Annotated in this window: 22 protein-coding genes; 8 read left to right on the top strand and 14 right to left on the bottom strand. The window is 60.6% G+C overall.

Annotated features, from left to right (window positions below):
* Positions 1–40: 40 nt before the first annotated feature.
* Positions 41–1,410, top strand: a protein-coding gene (locus HRJ34_RS26055) for an IS3 family transposase (protein ID WP_150289884.1) whose coding sequence is annotated in 2 segments (ribosomal slippage) — positions 41–395 and positions 395–1,410 — 1,371 coding nt in all. Because the reading frame shifts where the segments join, the coding sequence is not laid out codon by codon here.
* A gap of 3 nt (positions 1,411–1,413) precedes the next feature.
* Here HRJ34_RS26055 and HRJ34_RS26050 read toward each other — a convergent pair.
* The 3 genes from HRJ34_RS26050 to HRJ34_RS26040 are packed head-to-tail and all read right to left on the bottom strand — an operon-like array spanning position 1,414 to position 6,024.
* A complete protein-coding gene (locus HRJ34_RS26050) occupies positions 1,414–4,443 on the bottom strand; it encodes a hypothetical protein (protein ID WP_208632893.1) in 3,030 nt (1,009 codons plus the stop codon).
* A 59-nt stretch (positions 4,444–4,502) separates the two neighbouring features.
* Complete coding sequence (locus tag HRJ34_RS26045) at positions 4,503–5,705, bottom strand: hypothetical protein (protein WP_208632892.1); 1,203 nt, start codon at positions 5,703–5,705, stop codon at positions 4,503–4,505.
* Positions 5,706–5,718: 13 nt separating this feature from the next.
* The gene (locus HRJ34_RS26040) at positions 5,719–6,024 is read right to left on the bottom strand and encodes a hypothetical protein (RefSeq protein WP_208632891.1); all 306 of its coding nucleotides are present in this window, start codon (positions 6,022–6,024) and stop codon (positions 5,719–5,721) included.
* Positions 6,025–6,685: 661 nt separating this feature from the next.
* Between HRJ34_RS26040 and HRJ34_RS26035 the strand changes: the two genes are divergently transcribed.
* A complete protein-coding gene (locus HRJ34_RS26035; protein ID WP_208632890.1) occupies positions 6,686–7,492 on the top strand; it encodes a DUF6551 family protein in 807 nt (268 codons plus the stop codon).
* 98 nt (positions 7,493–7,590) lie between these two features.
* Here the strand turns inward: HRJ34_RS26035 and HRJ34_RS26030 are convergent, their stop codons facing one another.
* The 5 genes from HRJ34_RS26030 to HRJ34_RS26010 form a co-directional block, all read right to left on the bottom strand.
* The gene (locus HRJ34_RS26030) at positions 7,591–7,815 is read right to left on the bottom strand and encodes a hypothetical protein (RefSeq protein ID WP_208632889.1); all 225 of its coding nucleotides are present in this window, start codon (positions 7,813–7,815) and stop codon (positions 7,591–7,593) included.
* 235 nt (positions 7,816–8,050) lie between these two features.
* The gene (locus HRJ34_RS26025) at positions 8,051–8,329 is read right to left on the bottom strand and encodes a hypothetical protein (RefSeq protein WP_208632888.1); all 279 of its coding nucleotides are present in this window, start codon (positions 8,327–8,329) and stop codon (positions 8,051–8,053) included.
* A 9-nt stretch (positions 8,330–8,338) separates the two neighbouring features.
* Positions 8,339–8,689: a thermonuclease family protein gene (locus HRJ34_RS29690; RefSeq protein WP_208632887.1), complete on the bottom strand. Its 351-nt coding sequence runs from the start codon at positions 8,687–8,689 to the stop codon at positions 8,339–8,341.
* 195 nt (positions 8,690–8,884) lie between these two features.
* Positions 8,885–9,262 (bottom strand): hypothetical protein, encoded by a 378-nt coding sequence (locus tag HRJ34_RS26015; protein WP_208632886.1) that lies wholly within the window; start codon positions 9,260–9,262, stop codon positions 8,885–8,887.
* A 131-nt stretch (positions 9,263–9,393) separates the two neighbouring features.
* On the bottom strand, positions 9,394–9,600 hold the full coding sequence (locus tag HRJ34_RS26010) for a hypothetical protein (RefSeq protein WP_208632885.1): 207 nt from the start codon (positions 9,598–9,600) through the stop codon (positions 9,394–9,396).
* 273 nt (positions 9,601–9,873) lie between these two features.
* Here HRJ34_RS26010 and HRJ34_RS26005 point away from each other — a divergent pair, with 273 nt between their 5' ends.
* The 4 genes from HRJ34_RS26005 to HRJ34_RS25990 are packed head-to-tail and all read left to right on the top strand — an operon-like array spanning position 9,874 to position 11,666.
* Complete coding sequence (locus HRJ34_RS26005; protein WP_208632884.1) at positions 9,874–10,530, top strand: hypothetical protein; 657 nt, start codon at positions 9,874–9,876, stop codon at positions 10,528–10,530.
* Between the two features lies 1 nt (position 10,531).
* Positions 10,532–10,750 carry a hypothetical protein gene (locus HRJ34_RS26000; RefSeq protein ID WP_208632883.1) on the top strand — a complete coding sequence of 73 codons (219 nt, stop codon included), beginning with the start codon at positions 10,532–10,534 and terminating at the stop codon, positions 10,748–10,750.
* Positions 10,750–11,403: a hypothetical protein gene (locus HRJ34_RS25995; protein WP_208632882.1), complete on the top strand. Its 654-nt coding sequence runs from the start codon at positions 10,750–10,752 to the stop codon at positions 11,401–11,403. Before HRJ34_RS26000 ends, HRJ34_RS25995 begins: the two co-directional genes overlap by 1 nt.
* Before the next feature lie 2 nt (positions 11,404–11,405).
* Positions 11,406–11,666: a hypothetical protein gene (locus tag HRJ34_RS25990; RefSeq protein ID WP_208632881.1), complete on the top strand. Its 261-nt coding sequence runs from the start codon at positions 11,406–11,408 to the stop codon at positions 11,664–11,666.
* 94 nt (positions 11,667–11,760) lie between these two features.
* On the opposite strand, the gene HRJ34_RS25985 is transcribed toward HRJ34_RS25990, so the two are convergent.
* The 5 genes from HRJ34_RS25985 to HRJ34_RS25970 all read right to left on the bottom strand — a co-directional run bounded on the left by HRJ34_RS25985 (position 11,761) and on the right by HRJ34_RS25970 (position 13,879).
* Positions 11,761–12,234 carry a hypothetical protein gene (locus HRJ34_RS25985; RefSeq protein ID WP_208632880.1) on the bottom strand — a complete coding sequence of 158 codons (474 nt, stop codon included), beginning with the start codon at positions 12,232–12,234 and terminating at the stop codon, positions 11,761–11,763.
* Between the two features lie 80 nt (positions 12,235–12,314).
* Positions 12,315–12,743: a hypothetical protein gene (locus tag HRJ34_RS25980; RefSeq protein ID WP_208632879.1), complete on the bottom strand. Its 429-nt coding sequence runs from the start codon at positions 12,741–12,743 to the stop codon at positions 12,315–12,317.
* Positions 12,740–12,895 (bottom strand): hypothetical protein, encoded by a 156-nt coding sequence (locus HRJ34_RS29685; RefSeq protein ID WP_404947158.1) that lies wholly within the window; start codon positions 12,893–12,895, stop codon positions 12,740–12,742. Before HRJ34_RS29685 ends, HRJ34_RS25980 begins: the two co-directional genes overlap by 4 nt.
* Entirely contained in the window at positions 12,834–13,511 is a 678-nt protein-coding gene (locus HRJ34_RS25975) for a hypothetical protein (protein WP_208632878.1), read from the bottom strand. Before HRJ34_RS25975 ends, HRJ34_RS29685 begins: the two co-directional genes overlap by 62 nt.
* A complete protein-coding gene (locus HRJ34_RS25970; RefSeq protein ID WP_208632877.1) occupies positions 13,508–13,879 on the bottom strand; it encodes a hypothetical protein in 372 nt (123 codons plus the stop codon). Before HRJ34_RS25970 ends, HRJ34_RS25975 begins: the two co-directional genes overlap by 4 nt.
* A 101-nt stretch (positions 13,880–13,980) precedes the next feature.
* Between HRJ34_RS25970 and HRJ34_RS25965 the strand changes: the two genes are divergently transcribed.
* A protein-coding gene (locus tag HRJ34_RS25965; RefSeq protein WP_150289884.1) for an IS3 family transposase occupies positions 13,981–15,350 on the top strand; the annotation gives its coding sequence in 2 pieces (ribosomal slippage) (positions 13,981–14,335 and positions 14,335–15,350; 1,371 coding nt in all).
* Here HRJ34_RS25965 and HRJ34_RS25960 read toward each other — a convergent pair.
* Positions 15,347–16,066, bottom strand: a complete 720-nt coding sequence (locus HRJ34_RS25960; protein WP_208632876.1) for an SDR family NAD(P)-dependent oxidoreductase — start codon at positions 16,064–16,066, stop codon at positions 15,347–15,349. The genes HRJ34_RS25965 and HRJ34_RS25960 overlap by 4 nt on opposite strands.
* Before the next feature lie 137 nt (positions 16,067–16,203).
* Between HRJ34_RS25960 and HRJ34_RS25955 the strand changes: the two genes are divergently transcribed.
* Complete coding sequence (locus tag HRJ34_RS25955; RefSeq protein ID WP_208632875.1) at positions 16,204–16,875, top strand: GntR family transcriptional regulator; 672 nt, start codon at positions 16,204–16,206, stop codon at positions 16,873–16,875.
* Positions 16,876–17,066 lie beyond the last annotated feature (191 nt).

Here is a 17,066-nt window from a genome sequence, read left to right as displayed (position 1 = left end):
AGGAGGATTTGGGCTTCGTCGTAGTGACGAAGGAACGAAGATGAAGCCCAAATCCTCAAGCGTAAAATCGGCCCGCAAACCCAAGGCGTCGGCCGAACAGGTGGTGAAGGATATCCGGCGCGCGACACGCCGGCATTTCTCGGCGGAGGACAAGATCCGCGTGGTTCTGGAGGGCTTGCGCGGCGATGACAGCATCGCGGAGCTGTGCCGCAAGGAGGGCATTGCCCAGGGCTTGTATTATACTTGGTCAAAGGAGTTCATGGAGGCCGGGAAGCGTCGGCTGGCGGGCGACACCGCCCGTGCCGCGACGAGCGGCGAGGTACAGGATCTGCGCCGTGAGGCGCGTGCCCTGAAGGAGGCCGTCGCCGACCTCACGCTCGAAAACCGGCTGCTGAAAAAAAGCATGATCGCGGATGGGGGAGACCCCGAATGAGGTATCCGGGATCCGAGAAGCTGGAGATCATCCGCATCGTCGAGCAGTCGCACCTGCCGGCGAAGCGGACCCTCGACCAGTTGGGCGTCGCGCGGCGGACCTTCTACCGATGGTATGATCGCTATCTCGAAGGCGGCCCCGAGGCGCTGGAGGATCGTCCTTCCGCGCCGAGCCGGGTCTGGAACCGCCTCCCCGGCGCCATTCAGGACCAGATCGTCGAGATGGCACTGGAGCAGTCCGATCTGTCGCCCCGCGAACTGGCGGTGCGCTTCACCGATGAGAAGGACTATTTCGTCTCGGAATCAACGGTCTACCGCCTGCTCAAGGCGCATGACCTGATCACCAGCCCGGCCTTCGTCGTGGTCAAGGCGGCCGACGAGTTCCATCGCAAGACCAGCCGCCCGAACGAGATGTGGCAGACCGATTTCACCTACTTCAAGATCATCGGCTGGGGATGGATGTACCTCTCCACCGTGCTCGACGATTTCTCGCGCTACATCATCGCCTGGAAGCTGTGCACCACGATGCGGGCCGAGGACGTGACCGACACGCTGCAACTCGCGCTCGAAGCCTCAGGCTGCGACCACGCCACCGTCAGGCACAAACCAAAGCTGCTCAGCGACAACGGACCGAGCTACATCGCCGGCGAACTCGCCGACTGGATCAAAGCCCATGACATGAGCCATGTTCGCGGCGCTCCGCTACATCCCCAGACCCAGGGCAAGATCGAGCGCTGGCACCAGACCCTGAAAAACCGCATCCTGCTGGAGCACTACTTCCTGCCTGGCGATCTCGAACGGCAGGTCGAGGCCTTCGTCGAGCATTATAACCATCGCCGCTATCACGAGAGCCTCGACAACGTGACACCGGCCGACGCCTATTTCGGCAGGGCCGCCGCCATTATCGAACGGAGGAAACGCATCAAGCGAAAGACCATCGAACAGCGACGCTTGCTTCACCGCAAGCTCGCCGCCTAAACATCAACCCCAGACGAGGCCCGATCTCCTCTTCTCTGCGCAACCATCTGCGCCAAATGTCCCGACGACGGACACCTTGAGCGGGGCTTGAAACGTCTGATACTGTGCCGCCTTCACCGCCTTATCGATCATCGCATCGGTGGGATTGTCGCGAAGTTCCGCAAATCTCTTCTGCCTTGAAGCAGCCGAGCCGGGTAGTGAGAAAGCATGGCGTGCAGCCAACGCATTGATCTCCCCCCGATATGCGATGCTCTTGAAGAACTCGTCTTCTGCCATGAGGGCGCGCGTAGGCGTGCGGATGATACTGCCGATCTTGCCGGGAATTGCTCGGTATTGCTGTGCCTCCACCTGAGAAACGCCGTCAGTCGGCTCGCCAGTCATAAATGCCCTGCGCGCTAAGCGCAGGCCGTCCCTGGCTCCCTCGATCATGCCGACCGCGCGTGCGCCCACGTCGCGGAACAGCATCTTATCGTCGGATCTCGTCACTTTGCCGACAGCGGCGGTCGCAGCATGTTCGGGCAGCGACCACAAAGCCGTCAGCAGATTTGACCCTATGTTGGTAGCGTGCGTGCGCGGCCCTGATAAGAGGGCGTTGATCCAATACTCCTTCGCCACGTCCCAAGCTCCGGGCTTGATCACCTTGCGGGCGAACTCGTTCTTCGCGGCGGGCGTTTCTTCCAGATCCAGGATACGCTGCGCCACGTCTTCGATCTTGTCCCGGCCGCCGCCGCCTTCGATCACAGCCTTAAGCATTCGGCCTTTTGCAAGCGCCCCCTCCGCCCCCATGCGAAATTGCGCCAACGCCCGCCCGGCTTCCGCCGTGGCACCCGAGACCTGTTCTTGGATCGCGGCGTGACGCAGCAGGCCCGCGCGAAATGCTGCCAGCTCCTCGTCAGTGCCGCCCTGAGCCTTCCGCGCCAATTCCACTAGCTCATCGCCAGACTTGGCCAGGATGGCTCGCGCTGCAAGGGCTTGCTCTGCATTCAGTGCCTGCCCGCGCCGCCGCTTCAGCAGGTCGTCCGGCGTCATGTTTAATTCTTCCGCGAGCGCCTTCGTCTCGGCTTGAGCGATCTTCCCGCGCCGTGCTGCGTCGAAGCCGCCGAAGCGATTATCAACCGTCTGAAGCGCGCGGGAAATGTCGAGAGACGACCCGAGCTTATCCACTCGGATATTGCCCACCTTCCCGCCGATCGACGGCAAGTCCTCAAAGGCCGTTGCTGGGGGCTGGTTGGCATCCAGATCGGCCATGGTGGCAGGTTCACCAACGTCTTCAACAAGGGGGCGTCCCTCTTGCTCGGCGCGTTCAATCTCATTCCGGCTGCGCTGGGCCACACGGTAGGCATCCAGAGCTTCGTAATCGTCTGGGTGAAAGATACGGCCAGAACCACCCCTATGGGTGAGGTCCAGCGCATCGAGGAACTGAGCTGCCGATGGCGGTTCGTCGAGATCAGGAAAATAGCCCTGTTCCCATGCCCCGATTGCAGCATCGTCAATCGACATACCGTCATCGCGTACAAGCTTTCCGAGAAAGCCTTCCGACTTCGCGAACTCAATGCCCCTCGGCTTGTTGTCGATACCCAGATGCGCGAGTTCCCCACGATCATCGCGGATGCCGCCTTTCGTGCGTAGCCAACCCAGGAGATCAAGCGGATCACGGCGTTTCGGACCGGCACCGCCTATCTGGTAGCTCGGAAGCACCTCGCGCTCGTTCGGGGCCTTGATCAACTGGCGCGAACCCGGATTGGCGCGCATCGCTTCATCAAGCGACTCGATCTCATTGCGCGGGATCGGCAGTAGGGAGCCGGGATCAGTGCCCCGCGCGACATCCGCCATAGCTTCCGGCGACGGGCGCTCAGCCATTGGTGTCGGACGAGGCGACAAGGGGGGCTCGTCCAGCACGAAGCCAGCCGGGGCGGTCGGCGGGGCGCCATCGAGGACGAAGCCATGAGGCGCCTCGGGGCCGTTGGCTGTGACGGGAGCCATGCCCTCCGCCTCCATGGCAGCATCTCGCGCAGGAGATGCCCCCGAAATAACGGCGCCACGATTATTATCGATCTCGACATTCCCGGCCTGCTCGACAGCATCAGCCGCCAGGTCGTCGGCCCGGCTACCGCGTTCGGTCAGAAAGCGGCGAACCCCGCGAAAACCCTTTCCGACGCCCTCCGCCCCGAGGCCAAGCAAAGGAGCCGCAACGGCACCAATACCCGCGCCTAGCGCTGCGTCGGGCAGACGATCGACTACGCCGCCTTCACCAGCACCGGCGCCGGCCAACGCCCCTTCAATGCCGCCGGAGACGGATAGCCGAGCGGCTACCGCTCTACGCGCCGCCGCCTCCGCAGCCGCTCGCGTGCCGCCTTCTAGCAGAACCTTGCGTGCGGCGGCGGCCCCAACGCCTTCGACCGATATGCCCGGCGCGACAAGGCCACTCGCCACCTGTCCGCCAAATCGGGCGTAGGGATGGTTTTCCTCGTCATAGCCGATGACCGACCTGTTCTGATCGATATTCTGCCACAGCAGGTCACCAAATCTTTGATCAGGATTGTCCCAGATATTGGGACGCCCCTCCGTCCCACCCAGCGTGTCGACGACCGCGCCCAGCTCGTCGAGCATGTTGATCGGATCACCAATGCCACGCATAGCCGCACCGGCTGCACCATCGCCAGGATCAGTCAGGATGCGCGGGGCCTCAGCATATTCAAGCTGATCGGTCGGCTGCACCCCACTGTTGCGCTTGGCGATGCGAGCCCTGGCGTCGTCCATGTCGATCGAGAAGCCATTGGCCTTGGCGAAAGATGCCAGATCTTCCGCAGTGCTTTTTGGATCAGCGAATAGATCGACATAACGCTTTGCCACTTCAGGCTTGAGGCCTTGGAACGGCGTCGGCTCATCCGGGAAATATGCGATCCCCTTTCCGTCAGATGCCTCCTGCGGGGTTGCCCACGGCGATGGCGGAGCAGACACGCGGAGAGGCGCATCCAGTTCATATTCGGAAGGCAGTTCGTCGACCTCAAAGCCGGGCGGCGGTGTCGTCAACCCGAGCGTTCCCGTTCTGCGAGGCGCATCCAACTCAAAGCCTGGAGGGGGCGTCGCCATTACCGCACTGGCTCCCACCGGGCGCCGTTCCAGCGTACCTTTGCTCCGGTCTGCTTATTGGTAGCTGTCTGTCCCACCACAGGCCCGGTAGCTGCTGTTACGGGACGGGGCTGCGGCTGGGCTTGGGGGGTCGGCATAGCCGTCGGAGTGGGCAGGCCAGCAGTTGCGCCCAGCCCAATGCCCCGATCTACCGCATCAATCGATTTATAGGTGTTGAAAGCGTCTGCTTCGGCCGGGGTCAACTTCTGCCCAGTCGCGATCTTGTGCAGGATTTGCCCGATCACCTTCGATGGCGTCGGCCTGCTATCATCAGCCCGGCTACGAGCGTCGATCATGTTCTGGCCACGACGACGGTCGGCGGAATCCATGTTCTGTCCACGCGCAATCAAATTGCGGCGCTGGCCTCGGTCATAAATCCTGTCATCGGTTTCACGATCAGCGCGTGCGTTGTCGAGTTTATCGTCACTGATGTCCCATTCCAGCCGCTTCCGACCGCGAAGCTCAGCGAAATATTTATCGGCCTCCATTGCGTTTAGGCGCTGCGTCTCGACCCAATCCGGGTCGAACTGCTCCGGAGCGTCCAGGCTATCGGTATCTAGCCCAAACTGCCGGAGCTGTTGGCGCGCTCTGGACTTCGCCATTTCCCAAGATGCCTGATCTTTCGCCGTCGCGAGCAGCTTCAACTGCGCAGCGTTCACCTTGTCTGCAAGTTCCAGCCGGTCGCTATCGAACTTCAGCGCATCAATACGCATTTTCATAGCCGTTGCCGCATCGGCTTTTGCCAGACGAGTGAAAGCATCGGGCTGTGAATTGGCCGCACTCATTGGCCCAGACGGCAACGTGACGCCATTGAGAGGTGGCGGAAGGGTGATCTCTCCAGATGCTCCCGGGCTTGCAGTCGCTCCCACCAGCGAATTGTTGACCGGCTTGTCGGCCGCCGGGGAACCATAACGGGAAATGATATAATCGCTTTGGGCGCGCCGCGTCTGCTCATCTCGCGCCGCAGATCGGGCTTTGACGTAAAGGTCTGGGTCTCGATCGAGCAACTGCTGGGCGGCATCCTCGTCGTCGGGATTAGCGAGGTAGTTCGACAGCGCTTTTCGCTTCCGTGCCACGGCAAACGACTTCCCCGCCTCGCCGATAGCGTTCCCAAGCCTCGCACTGCTATCGGTGAGAAGATTCCAGTTGATGTCGAATGCCATCGGCGTGACCTTCCTAATGAAGCACAGGAAAAAGGGGCGCAGTTTCGGGCGTGCAGAGTTGGCGCGCCAACTCGGTCCAGCCTGCGGGACTGTTCACCCACAGACGATCGTCCGCATTGAGCAATAGAAACGCCCGCTCCGCATCGTCGAAGGATGCAGAGCAGTGACCAGCCAATGCTTTGATGAAATAATGCTGGGCAATTGCTTCGACAAAGCGAAAACCCGCCCCAAAATCTAGGGACGGATGCATATATGCTTCAATCGCGGTGGGGTCGGGCTGGGACGCAGAAATACTCTCGCTGTTAGCGAGTTCCGTCATCAGAGTGTGATCGGTGCGTTGCACGTCTATGGCCGCCGATTGTGATGCTAGGTCGGGGCGCTGGCGACGTGCCGAGCGAAAGAGGCTGAGCCTCGTTGCTGGTCTATATCACGACCGGTCATACTGCGCAAAGACTTTGGTATTCTGGTACCTGCGCTGCTCAGCAGCAGCCGCTTTGGTACCGGCGAGCAAATGTTATCGAGTGCTATGGTCGCTGATCATCCTCATCCCACATCACGCTTGGCCCGGTTCATCGATTGCGGGGAGGCGACTCACTCACACCGATGCCATGGCATCCCACCGACAGGGATGACCCACGAAGGAGGATGCCATGGCATCTGTATCGGCCGCCTCGGCGGCACCTTCCGTCCGAGTATGGAAAAACCAAGGTGACCAAATGCCTGACTGGCTTTCCAGCGCATTGATCGGTGCGCGAGAGCCCAACGGCACGTATCTCATCTCCACAGCCCTTGGCCGCCAGCGAGTACATCGCGGAGATGTTGTGATTGAGCATGATGGTAAGGTCTTTTCCTGTTCGCCATCGGATGCGGACGAGCGAATGCGCGAACTTCAGCAGCGTGTCCGAACGTCGCCGCGACCGGTCCAGCTAATCGGCCCGGGCAAATCCCTAGCTCCATTCCTCCCCCGCCGGAGAACAGCCATGAACGACGCGTCCAAACGCACCTATGCCCCGGTTCGCGGAACACCGCCGAGCATCGAGTTTATCCATGTTGATGACCTCAAGGTGGACATGGATTACCAGCGATCGATCGAAAATCACGCGTCTCGGCGCCTAATCGCCTCGATTGCCGCGAACTGGGATTGGCGACTTTGCACGCCGCTCGCCGTATCTAGGCGCGGTGACGAACGATATGTCCTGGATGGTCAACATCGGCTTGCCGCAGCCAAGATGCGGGGCGATCTTCCACACCTTCCATGCTCGGTTGCCAATTACGGAGGGCCAGCGGATGAGGCGGCGATGTTTGTTGCAGCTAATCGCGCTCGTCGAGCTATCAATCGCCTAGACGACTTTCATGCTGCCTTGGTTGCCGGCGATGAGGATGCCCTTGAAGTGCGTAAGGCAATCGAGGCTGCTGGGTTGAAGGTGGCACGGCAGACCGGGTCACAATCGTGGCTTCCCGGTGAGGTGGCCTTCACCAGCAGCGTTCAGAAAGTCATCGGAAAGCACGGCGAGGACATCGTGATCGAAGCGCTCACCGCGATAGCGCTTGCTTTCAAGGGCGAGGTTCTGAGCAACGGCGCGTCAATCTTCCTCGGCCTAACCCGTATCCTAATCTCGCCGCCGGATGGGCTCGACCGGCAGCGTTTATATGGAGCACTCACCCGCCATTCGATGAAGGACTGGGGCGGATACGTGCAAGGTATTAAGGGCGGCGATCTTCGGGCGCAGACAATGCGAGCTGCGATCATGAAAGCCTATGCCGACGCGAAACCCATAGCTCGCTGAAGCCAACTGGCGAGCCGGGGCGGCTCGCTTCGGTTCGCCAGCGCCGGCTGGAGGAGATGGGCGCGACGGTGTGGTGATCCCGACGCACTAAGCGCTGTCTAATTACGCGGCTTCTTGAACAGAACCCAAGTGCAGAAGGCGCGACGATCTTTCATCCGCTCCTTCGCAAAATCACGAATGACTTGCTCTGCAATGGCGATGTCCAGCGACACTTCTGATTTGGTTAGCCGGATGTAGGGATCGTAGTCCGCGCTATGGCGCTTTTCTTGCATCGTCACAAAGGCATTCCCAAAATCCTCGATCGCTTTTGGAAATAGACCCATTGTATGCCTGTCCGAGCACGCGTTCTTAGCAAACCCGTGCTCGAGTGCCCGGTAAACCTGCCGCCATGCATTAACGCCCCGCGATGCGCCTGAGCCGCCTAGCATTGTATCCGCGCAAGTGCGGGCGAGCGAATGGAACAGCGCGTAGTACGTGGTGCTAGCGGCGCGTCGGAGATTTGCCTGGGAAGGTTTGCCCTTCCCGGCATCTGTCAAGACCTTGGCGGTCGAGATCAGATCAAGCGGCTGCAGCCTGTAGCTTCTTCTGATCAGCCACAGATCGGAAGGCTATAATCGGAAAAGCCGGTTCATCTGCCTCTTCAAGAGTCGACCGCATATACCGAGCTAAACTTGCAGCTTTCGCGACATCCAGCGTCTTATTGAAGACTATCGTGACGTTGAATACGCGCTCGCCATCAGCGGCTACGCCATCGGTGATGGATACCGTCTCGATCTGCCCAGCGGCAAAACGATTACGGATCGCCTGCTCAAGTGCTGCCTTTAAATCGAGTGTCATCGCCCTATCTCAGCTCAGTAAGGCTAAGATAGTGCGTGAGCGCGCAATCTTCAACGGATTACGCGCCGGTGGAGCGTAATCCGAGACTTTCATTTTGTCAACGGTCGCAGGCAAGTTTCCGTAACGCTCGATGGCGAAGTCGGTTCGTACCATCGCGCACGACAGGTCAATATCGTCGACGAAGCACTGGACGACCTTTCGTCCATATCGGTCCAAATCGATCTGCCGGCATGCGACCGTTTTCCCGGCTGTCAGAGCGCGTAGATGATCGCGGGCGGCGAAGGGGGCGCCTGGAGTACATTGACGCTCTGGACGGCACGCGCCCGGCATTTCCGGGGCGTCGATCGCATATAGCCGCATCGAGCGCCCAGAGGCGCCGCACCGGATAGCGTCCCCGTCGTGGTGGTAGGGATTCGGACAAGGGAATAGGTCGAGAGGAGTATCTGCAGAATGTCGTGGAACCCTATCTCCCATCTCCGCACAGCCCACGATACCGAGCCCGAGCGCGCCCAACATACGAGGCCCCCCGTCAGAGATTTTGGTACGGGCGGATCATCAGGGCTGATTGGCGACGATGATCTCAACAACGGGCGCTGTGAGCGTCACGGCGGCCACGAAAATGCAAAATGCGACACCATTTGCAATTAAATGCTGCACCCGCTTTCTCTCTTCTGGGCTGTCGTCCTCTTCAATCGCTTCGAGCATGCCTGCACTGATACGGCCACGCGCATACATTGCTACGCACGCGCTAAGGATCGTGGACGCGATTGGTGGGACCGAGGCTCGCTGTTCAAGATATACCACCGCGCCGCAGACCAATAGCATTTCCGCTATCCGGAAAATTGCATCGCTTGTGGCCACGGCCCATCGCTGCTGCTCGGCACGATACTCTCGTGACGGTTTCGACGCATCAGGCAAAAACCACTTCAGCATTCAGCAAGTTTCGTCATGACCTTTGGGTTCCGGGCCATCATACGGGCAACGGCCTGCTTGGCGTTGAAGGTTTCACCAGTGGGCCGAGCTTCGCGGGTCGTGCGCTGGGATTTAGGAGGGATCATCAGGGCTCACTCTTTTGAGGCAATGGCTTGGTACAGGCCGTGCAAACCGGCTGAAAGGCGCGACGCAGCGTCCTTCAGCTCAGGATCGGTCCCAACAAAGGGATGATCCGCGACATAGCGGTCAAACATTTCCGCAACGATATGGGCAGTGTGCAGCGCTTCATGGCGGTGGAAGGCGTCCAACGGTTCGGCGCTAACCTGGTCGCTCGTCATGGAAGCTTCTCTCGAAGGATGGCGCGCACAGCTTCTGGCCGCGTAAGCTTGTCCGGCTGCCTTTCAATCCAGGCATCCAGCGACGCGAGCTGATCGGGTTGCAACCGCACCTGAATCGGAGTGCCTTTGCCGGTTGGGGCGGGACCGCGACGTTTCTGTGGTTGCAAGGTTTCTTGACTGTTCATAGAAACCGTGGTATCACAATAGCGAGCCGAGGGGAAGGTAGTAGCTCCCCACCCGGCTCTGACCAACAACGATCGATAGGAGATCGATATGGCTATCCATGATTTTACGCCCTCGCGGCGTTCGATACTAGGCGTCATCGCCACGGCGCCAATTATAGCGGCTCCGGCGGCAGCCAGTGCGATGGTGCCATCTGCCGGTATCAGCGCGCTCATCGAGCGGCATCGCATGCTGCGCGAGCAATCTCGCGTTTGGGGTGAAACTGTCCATGATGTGATTATGGATCGTTACGAGGCGGCGGTCGCGGCCATCCCCCATCAGACCACGAAGGCTAATTTCATGGGCTTTCATGAGACGACCGAAAGACAGTCGGCCGTGAGACTGGCTAGGGAGCTGGTAAATGGCGGCGGCGATGACTTCGACGGGCTTCGAAATAACGATGCCTACATGGTCCCGCAGCGAGAACTCGTCGAATTGGCGAACCTCCGCGACAAGGAGGTTGAACGTCTCCGGCATATGCACGGAGTGCCTGAGCTTCGCGAATATGAAGATCGCATTGGCGACGAAATTTATGATGCGCTCATGGCCGTAATTCTCGCAGAGGTCCACACGGCCGATGAGTTGGTAGCAAAGATCGAGTTCGCTCGCGATAATGACGAATGGGACAGGGAGTCTCTCCAAAACGCGCTGATCGCCGATATTCGACGCATCATGCCGCCCGCCCTCCAGCGTGAGGGAGGGCAGTAACATGACCGCTGCGATAATTCCATTCCCGGCCAAGGGAACCAACAGGGAAGAAACGCAGAGGGAGCACAGCATTGCCCTCTATCGTGCCGACATCGAGCGCTACCGCATGGCGATCGACATCAACACCGATCTTTTGAAGGCGTGCGAGAGCCGGTTGGCGCAACTGCTTGCCAAGGATGTGACCGCCAAACGTCAGCAGCCTAAGAACGGGAGGCGCTGATGGGTACCACCGAAACCACCCGCCGCTCCGCTCTCGGCATCCTTGCCACCGGCCCGCTCGCTATGCTCCCCGCACTGGCAGTGATGTCGTGCAGCCAGAAAGTCGAAGCCGGATTGATCAGCCCCGACGTGAGCAGCCGACTTGCCGCGTATCGCGAAGCCCAACGGGAGATGCAGCGATATTCCGCCGAGATTGCGACGCCGACTAGCGACGCATTCAAGAGGGCGGCGGGAGCTATCCCGCACCACAGGACGGCCAACAGCTTCGAGAACTTCGATGGTGGCCGAACGGCACTATCGACAAAAGACCCGGCCTCTGTCTCGATGGCTCGTAAGATCGTTGCCGACAACCTGTCATGGGCCGAGCGCGATCATGATTACATCGCCACCCTGAAAGATCTGATCGAAGCCGCCGATTGCCGCGATAGCGAGAGGGAGCGGCTCAGAGCCGAATGCGCCTTGGATTCAGTCCTTCAGCGGGAGGAGGAGCTAGGTGACCAGTGTTATGATGCGTTGATCGCGTTCATGAAAACACCCGCTCAGTCGATCCACGACGTGCTCGCGAAGATGGAGATCACCGAGGAGGAGGGGCGCTGGAAAGCGGCCAAGGATGATCTCATGGCCGACGTCATGCGCTTGGCAGGGAGGGCCTGACAATGCGCGATACCCTCACCCTGATGGCTCTGCTTGAAGAGGCTAAGCAGGATCTGGCGCGCTTCAAGGCCGCCGGCCCCGATCCAAGAGCGGTATTTCGGTCAACGCCGGGCTGCACGATCGGATGCGGCGCCTGCGACATCAAGTGCGCCATCCTCACCGGAAGGGTCTGCGCACTCAATGACGAGTTGGACGACGCTGTCATGACGCCCGCGCTGGCCTCGCTCGGTTCGTTCCACGTAGCCTACGAAGGGAATGCGTGACCACGACGAGAGAGCCCCTGAATAGCCTTGGACATATCTAGCCATCTGCCCCGGCCATCGTGCCGGGGTTTTTGTTGGTAGCTTTGCCATGAGACTAGGCGACCTGAGCTGGCCACTCGAAAATCGTCAGCTCACTGTGGTCGTCCAATGGAAGTACCACCTTCCAACGCCGGAAGCCGACATATTCGGACCAGTCGGGTTCTGGAAGATCCACTCCGTCGAGGCTAATCCTAGCGATTGCACCGTGCCAGATACCGATAATACCCCGCTCGCCTGACGAGATGAACATATCTCCACGCCGCTCAGACTCGACTTGAGGGCTGTAAGCGCTGTCCATGTCGACCTTGAATACGACCGGCTGTTTGCTTCGCAACCATCGAGAGGCAGTATTGGTCATAGCATCGATCGAGAAAGGGAATTGGCCCCCTAACGACATGTATACCCGAGTTTCATTTATATCGGCGACGAGTATCGGGTATGTTATTCCGTTAATACGGTGCAGCATGACAGCCCCCGGCTCGGCGCCGTCTATAGATTGAAGTTCGATCGCATCGATCGGGTAAAACATTGGACACCCCCGTGATTTGCCAAAGAGGTAGCATGTCGGGAGAGAAATAGCGGCGCGCATTTCCTCCAATCTGGAGGATTCTATTCGCCTACCTGGTTCCGGCGCCCCATTTCCTCGACGATGGCCTGTCTCGCATCTGTTTCCATCTCGGTGCCGACCTCGGCCGCAAAACGTTGCACCGTGGCGCAGAACTCCCTGTTGATGCCCAACGTCTCGATCGCATCGAAAAGCCCTTCCGGGCAATATGTCAGCACCTCTCCCAGCAAGTTTTCCAAGGGACGCGGCCAGTTGTTCATCAACGCTGCCAATTCGATCCTAGCAAGCTCTTCAGCGGAAAGGCCATCCTGGGCGGCGATGCCGGTCAGACGCTCGTCAAAGCTGTCGAGCAACAAGGATTTTCGGAGGGCAAGCGCTTCGTCCCGCCAAGCCCATAATGCCGCGTTGATACTGTTGATGACCGGTGTGGTAAGAGCCTCAAGCTGGGCGCGGTCCGCCGGTGTCAGCGTCATATCCCCTCCCTTTTCTGTCGCCGTATTTGCGCCAGCAACGCACGCAGTTCGGTCATCTCGCGAGACCGCAAACCGTGCTTGAAGGCGTTCTTATTGCCCTTGGGCGCTCCGGCTTTTCCGCCGTGAATGCGACACCGCCTTTTCCCTCTCATTGCCGGGCACTGGCAAGCTGTGCCTCGCCGGGTTTTCGCCAAGCAACGCGGGACCGATCGCATCGCATGCAGGCCCATAAGATTGACCGAGACTTTTTCCATTCTCACCCCCGGTTTGTACAGTTTCAGCGACGACAGCCTGTCCGCCGCGATTGTCGATGTAATTGTGGACGTGGCGCACTACCTGCTCACCGCCCCGCGCCACTCTGGCGAGCGTTTCCAGCGTGGACCGCGAGTTGGCCTGAGCTTTCAGGGCAAGCCGCATATATCGCTCGAACGCCTCTGGATGCTGGCCCATGCTGAGCCCGGCGCGACGGGTCAGCTCGGTAAAGATAGCATCGAGGGATGATGCCTGCGTCATGAGGAGCGCCATCGGCCCTTCCATGCCCACGGAGCCGGCGCCAGCCGTGGCGATCATCGTGTCCGCATTTTCCTTCAAGACACGCGCCGAATGCATCGGATCGAACTCGATCCCATCGAGGCCAGCGGCACCCCAGGCACCGGCTATCAACGCGTGGCGTAGATATGGCCGGTCGACGAGCTCTGCCTTGTATTGATCGATGGCTTGACCGGCGGCCACTTCGACCTTGGCGTTTGGCTTCGATTGCCCCGTCATACGCCGAGCCCCCTTCCTTGTTCGAAGCCCGCCACGGCGGGGTCTTCCTCGTCCATCCAAACAGGGCGATTTGCTCCACCTTGATTTTCACCCGGCGCGCTGCTCCGCTCCACCCCCCACCCCCTATAAGGGGTGGTGGTGGAGCAGGTTTCGGGGCGGATTTGCTCCACCTTGCTCCGCTCCACCTTTTGAGGTGGAGCAACATCATCGGCAGGGCGACCAACACGGACGAACTTGACCGGTTTGCGCCGGTCGTCCTTGCCCTCCTCGGCGATCAGCGCCCCATTCGCCACCCACGTCTTCAGCATGGCGCCGATCCGCTTCTTGTCCGCCTTGCTCTCGCTATCGAGGCCCAGCACCTCGGCCACCGCATAGCCGGCCCACTGTCCGCCGTCAGCGCCAATGGCACAGATTTGAGGTTGTGATGTAAGGAGGATTTGGGCTTCGTCGTAGTGACGAAGGAACGAAGATGAAGCCCAAATCCTCAAGCGTAAAATCGGCCCGCAAACCCAAGGCGTCGGCCGAACAGGTGGTGAAGGATATCCGGCGCGCGACACGCCGGCATTTCTCGGCGGAGGACAAGATCCGCGTGGTTCTGGAGGGCTTGCGCGGCGATGACAGCATCGCGGAGCTGTGCCGCAAGGAGGGCATTGCCCAGGGCTTGTATTATACTTGGTCAAAGGAGTTCATGGAGGCCGGGAAGCGTCGGCTGGCGGGCGACACCGCCCGTGCCGCGACGAGCGGCGAGGTACAGGATCTGCGCCGTGAGGCGCGTGCCCTGAAGGAGGCCGTCGCCGACCTCACGCTCGAAAACCGGCTGCTGAAAAAAAGCATGATCGCGGATGGGGGAGACCCCGAATGAGGTATCCGGGATCCGAGAAGCTGGAGATCATCCGCATCGTCGAGCAGTCGCACCTGCCGGCGAAGCGGACCCTCGACCAGTTGGGCGTCGCGCGGCGGACCTTCTACCGATGGTATGATCGCTATCTCGAAGGCGGCCCCGAGGCGCTGGAGGATCGTCCTTCCGCGCCGAGCCGGGTCTGGAACCGCCTCCCCGGCGCCATTCAGGACCAGATCGTCGAGATGGCACTGGAGCAGTCCGATCTGTCGCCCCGCGAACTGGCGGTGCGCTTCACCGATGAGAAGGACTATTTCGTCTCGGAATCAACGGTCTACCGCCTGCTCAAGGCGCATGACCTGATCACCAGCCCGGCCTTCGTCGTGGTCAAGGCGGCCGACGAGTTCCATCGCAAGACCAGCCGCCCGAACGAGATGTGGCAGACCGATTTCACCTACTTCAAGATCATCGGCTGGGGATGGATGTACCTCTCCACCGTGCTCGACGATTTCTCGCGCTACATCATCGCCTGGAAGCTGTGCACCACGATGCGGGCCGAGGACGTGACCGACACGCTGCAACTCGCGCTCGAAGCCTCAGGCTGCGACCACGCCACCGTCAGGCACAAACCAAAGCTGCTCAGCGACAACGGACCGAGCTACATCGCCGGCGAACTCGCCGACTGGATCAAAGCCCATGACATGAGCCATGTTCGCGGCGCTCCGCTACATCCCCAGACCCAGGGCAAGATCGAGCGCTGGCACCAGACCCTGAAAAACCGCATCCTGCTGGAGCACTACTTCCTGCCTGGCGATCTCGAACGGCAGGTCGAGGCCTTCGTCGAGCATTATAACCATCGCCGCTATCACGAGAGCCTCGACAACGTGACACCGGCCGACGCCTATTTCGGCAGGGCCGCCGCCATTATCGAACGGAGGAAACGCATCAAGCGAAAGACCATCGAACAGCGACGCTTGCTTCACCGCAAGCTCGCCGCCTAAACATCAACCCCAGACGAGGCCCGATCTCCTCTTCTCTGCGCAACCATCTGCGCCAAATGTCCCGACGACGGACAGTCGTCAGGCCGACCGATCCGCCCCAACGCGGCGCGCGTACCCAGAAATGCCTTGCTTCCCTCATCGGCACCGAGCAGCGCGGTATCGACCGGGCCGGGCGCGATCGCATTGACCCGGATGCCGCGCGGTCCCAGTTCCTGGGCCAGCGTGCGGGTGATCGCATCGATCCCCGCTTTGCTCGCCGCATAGACCGACTGGCCCGCCACGGGTTGGGTCGCGAGCACCGAACCGATGTTGAGGATCGTCCCTCCCGTTTCGGGGAAGAGCCGCAATGCCCGCCCGGTGCAGAACAGCGCCGCGCGGAGATTAACGTCGAGCACCGCGCCGATCCCATCCCACTCCAGATCGCCGACCCCACCCGCTCCACCGACGCCCGCATTGTTGACGAGCAAATCGATCCGGCCGTGGCGCGCGGCTATCAGATCGAACAGGGCAATGATTTCGTCCGGCCGGCGGATGTCGACGCGGATGGCCTCCGCTCTTCCACCGGTCGCTTCAATGTCCTGAACGGTCGCCGCCGCACCGGCTTCGTCGCTGGAGAAGGTCAGCACCACCGTCATCGATGGAGAGAGGCGACGCGCGATGGCTGCGCCGATTCCCTTGCTTCCGCCGATTACGACGGCGACCCTGGCTTGAGTCATAGAAGTCTTTCCTTCTGAAGAATGGGGACATGCGGCGCGCTCTTCCCAAGCGCGTGATCCGCCATATACTGAATGCAGTTTACGCAATGCAGCGGACCCGACGGCCTGGCGGCCCGGTCCTTCATCGGGGAATATGGGTGGGTGTCGTAGACCGGATTGCCGCTACCGAGGGAGCCGATCGGATCAGGGAAAGCGGTAATATCAGCGCCCAAGTCCACGCTCTTGTTCTCGAGCATGTCCAGCGCGGTGATCTCGCGCCGGACGAAAAGCTGGTCGACATCAACCTGGCCAAGCGCCTCAACATATCGCGCATGCCGGTCCGCGAAGCGCTCGTTCGCCTCGTCAACGAAGGCTATCTGGTGGGCACGAGCCGCGGCTTCGCGCTGGCACAACTCGATGCCCGCGCAATCGCGGACATCTTTGAAATTCGTCGCCTGATCGAGCCCCATGCGGCGGCGCTTGTCGCCAGCGCCATCGATGCCGCAGGCCTCGCCGAACTGGATGAAAGTTTCGCCTTGTTCGAAGGTTCGCGCCCTGGCGGCAAGCTGGACGAGATGCGCCGGGGCCTGACCGATTTCCGACTCGTCTGGACGCGCTACATCTCCAATTCCCGGCTGGCAGCGACGATATCCCGCTTCGCCGACCACTGCCAGATCGTACGCGCGGCGGCCCTCCACGATGGACCGACCCAAGCGCTGGTCGGTCGATTGATCGGCAATCTGCTGGAGAGTTTCCGCGCCCACGATCCTGCGGCCGCGCATCGCGCGATCACGGTCCTGCTCGACGAGTCCGAACGTCATCTCGCTTAGTGCATCGCCGCCACGACAGCACGCGTCTGTTCGGCAGTCTCGATGCGCGGCATCGGTACCCCGGCGGCGCCCGCGTCGGACACCAAGGAGTTCGATCGCCACCGGGTGAGGGATCGCGCGAAAGGGGCCAATGAGGGTGTCATCCGCATGCAGTCCTTGTCTCAACGCCACTACAAATTCCTGTCGGAAGA

The organism is Rhizorhabdus wittichii (assembly GCF_017607425.1).
In the GTDB taxonomy this organism is placed as follows: Bacteria; Pseudomonadota; Alphaproteobacteria; order Sphingomonadales; family Sphingomonadaceae; genus Rhizorhabdus; species Rhizorhabdus wittichii.
The sequence above is the reverse complement of the archived record's forward strand: the minus strand, read 5'-3'. Positions and strand labels throughout refer to the sequence as shown.

Excerpts from the sequence above, each read along its gene's own strand:
- HRJ34_RS26025 (WP_208632888.1), bottom strand. The coding sequence starts at position 8,329 with ATGACACTCGATTTAAAGGCAGCACTTGAGCAGGCGATCCGTAATCGT.
- HRJ34_RS25990 (WP_208632881.1), top strand. The coding sequence starts at position 11,406 with ATGCGCGATACCCTCACCCTGATGGCTCTGCTTGAAGAGGCTAAGCAG.
- HRJ34_RS25960 (WP_208632876.1), bottom strand. The coding sequence starts at position 16,066 with ATGACTCAAGCCAGGGTCGCCGTCGTAATCGGCGGAAGCAAGGGAATC.
- HRJ34_RS25975 (WP_208632878.1), bottom strand. The coding sequence starts at position 13,511 with ATGACGGGGCAATCGAAGCCAAACGCCAAGGTCGAAGTGGCCGCCGGT.
- HRJ34_RS25985 (WP_208632880.1), bottom strand. The coding sequence starts at position 12,234 with ATGTTTTACCCGATCGATGCGATCGAACTTCAATCTATAGACGGCGCC.
- HRJ34_RS26015 (WP_208632886.1), bottom strand. The coding sequence starts at position 9,262 with ATGCTGAAGTGGTTTTTGCCTGATGCGTCGAAACCGTCACGAGAGTAT.
- HRJ34_RS29690 (WP_208632887.1), bottom strand. The coding sequence starts at position 8,689 with ATGCGGCTATATGCGATCGACGCCCCGGAAATGCCGGGCGCGTGCCGT.
- HRJ34_RS26035 (WP_208632890.1), top strand. The coding sequence starts at position 6,686 with ATGAACGACGCGTCCAAACGCACCTATGCCCCGGTTCGCGGAACACCG.
- HRJ34_RS26000 (WP_208632883.1), top strand. The coding sequence starts at position 10,532 with ATGACCGCTGCGATAATTCCATTCCCGGCCAAGGGAACCAACAGGGAA.
- HRJ34_RS26045 (WP_208632892.1), bottom strand. The coding sequence starts at position 5,705 with ATGGCATTCGACATCAACTGGAATCTTCTCACCGATAGCAGTGCGAGG.
- HRJ34_RS25980 (WP_208632879.1), bottom strand. The coding sequence starts at position 12,743 with ATGACGCTGACACCGGCGGACCGCGCCCAGCTTGAGGCTCTTACCACA.
- HRJ34_RS25995 (WP_208632882.1), top strand. The coding sequence starts at position 10,750 with ATGGGTACCACCGAAACCACCCGCCGCTCCGCTCTCGGCATCCTTGCC.
- HRJ34_RS26040 (WP_208632891.1), bottom strand. The coding sequence starts at position 6,024 with ATGACGGAACTCGCTAACAGCGAGAGTATTTCTGCGTCCCAGCCCGAC.
- HRJ34_RS29685 (WP_404947158.1), bottom strand. The coding sequence starts at position 12,895 with ATGAGAGGGAAAAGGCGGTGTCGCATTCACGGCGGAAAAGCCGGAGCG.
- HRJ34_RS26030 (WP_208632889.1), bottom strand. The coding sequence starts at position 7,815 with ATGGGTCTATTTCCAAAAGCGATCGAGGATTTTGGGAATGCCTTTGTG.
- HRJ34_RS26005 (WP_208632884.1), top strand. The coding sequence starts at position 9,874 with ATGGCTATCCATGATTTTACGCCCTCGCGGCGTTCGATACTAGGCGTC.
- HRJ34_RS26010 (WP_208632885.1), bottom strand. The coding sequence starts at position 9,600 with ATGACGAGCGACCAGGTTAGCGCCGAACCGTTGGACGCCTTCCACCGC.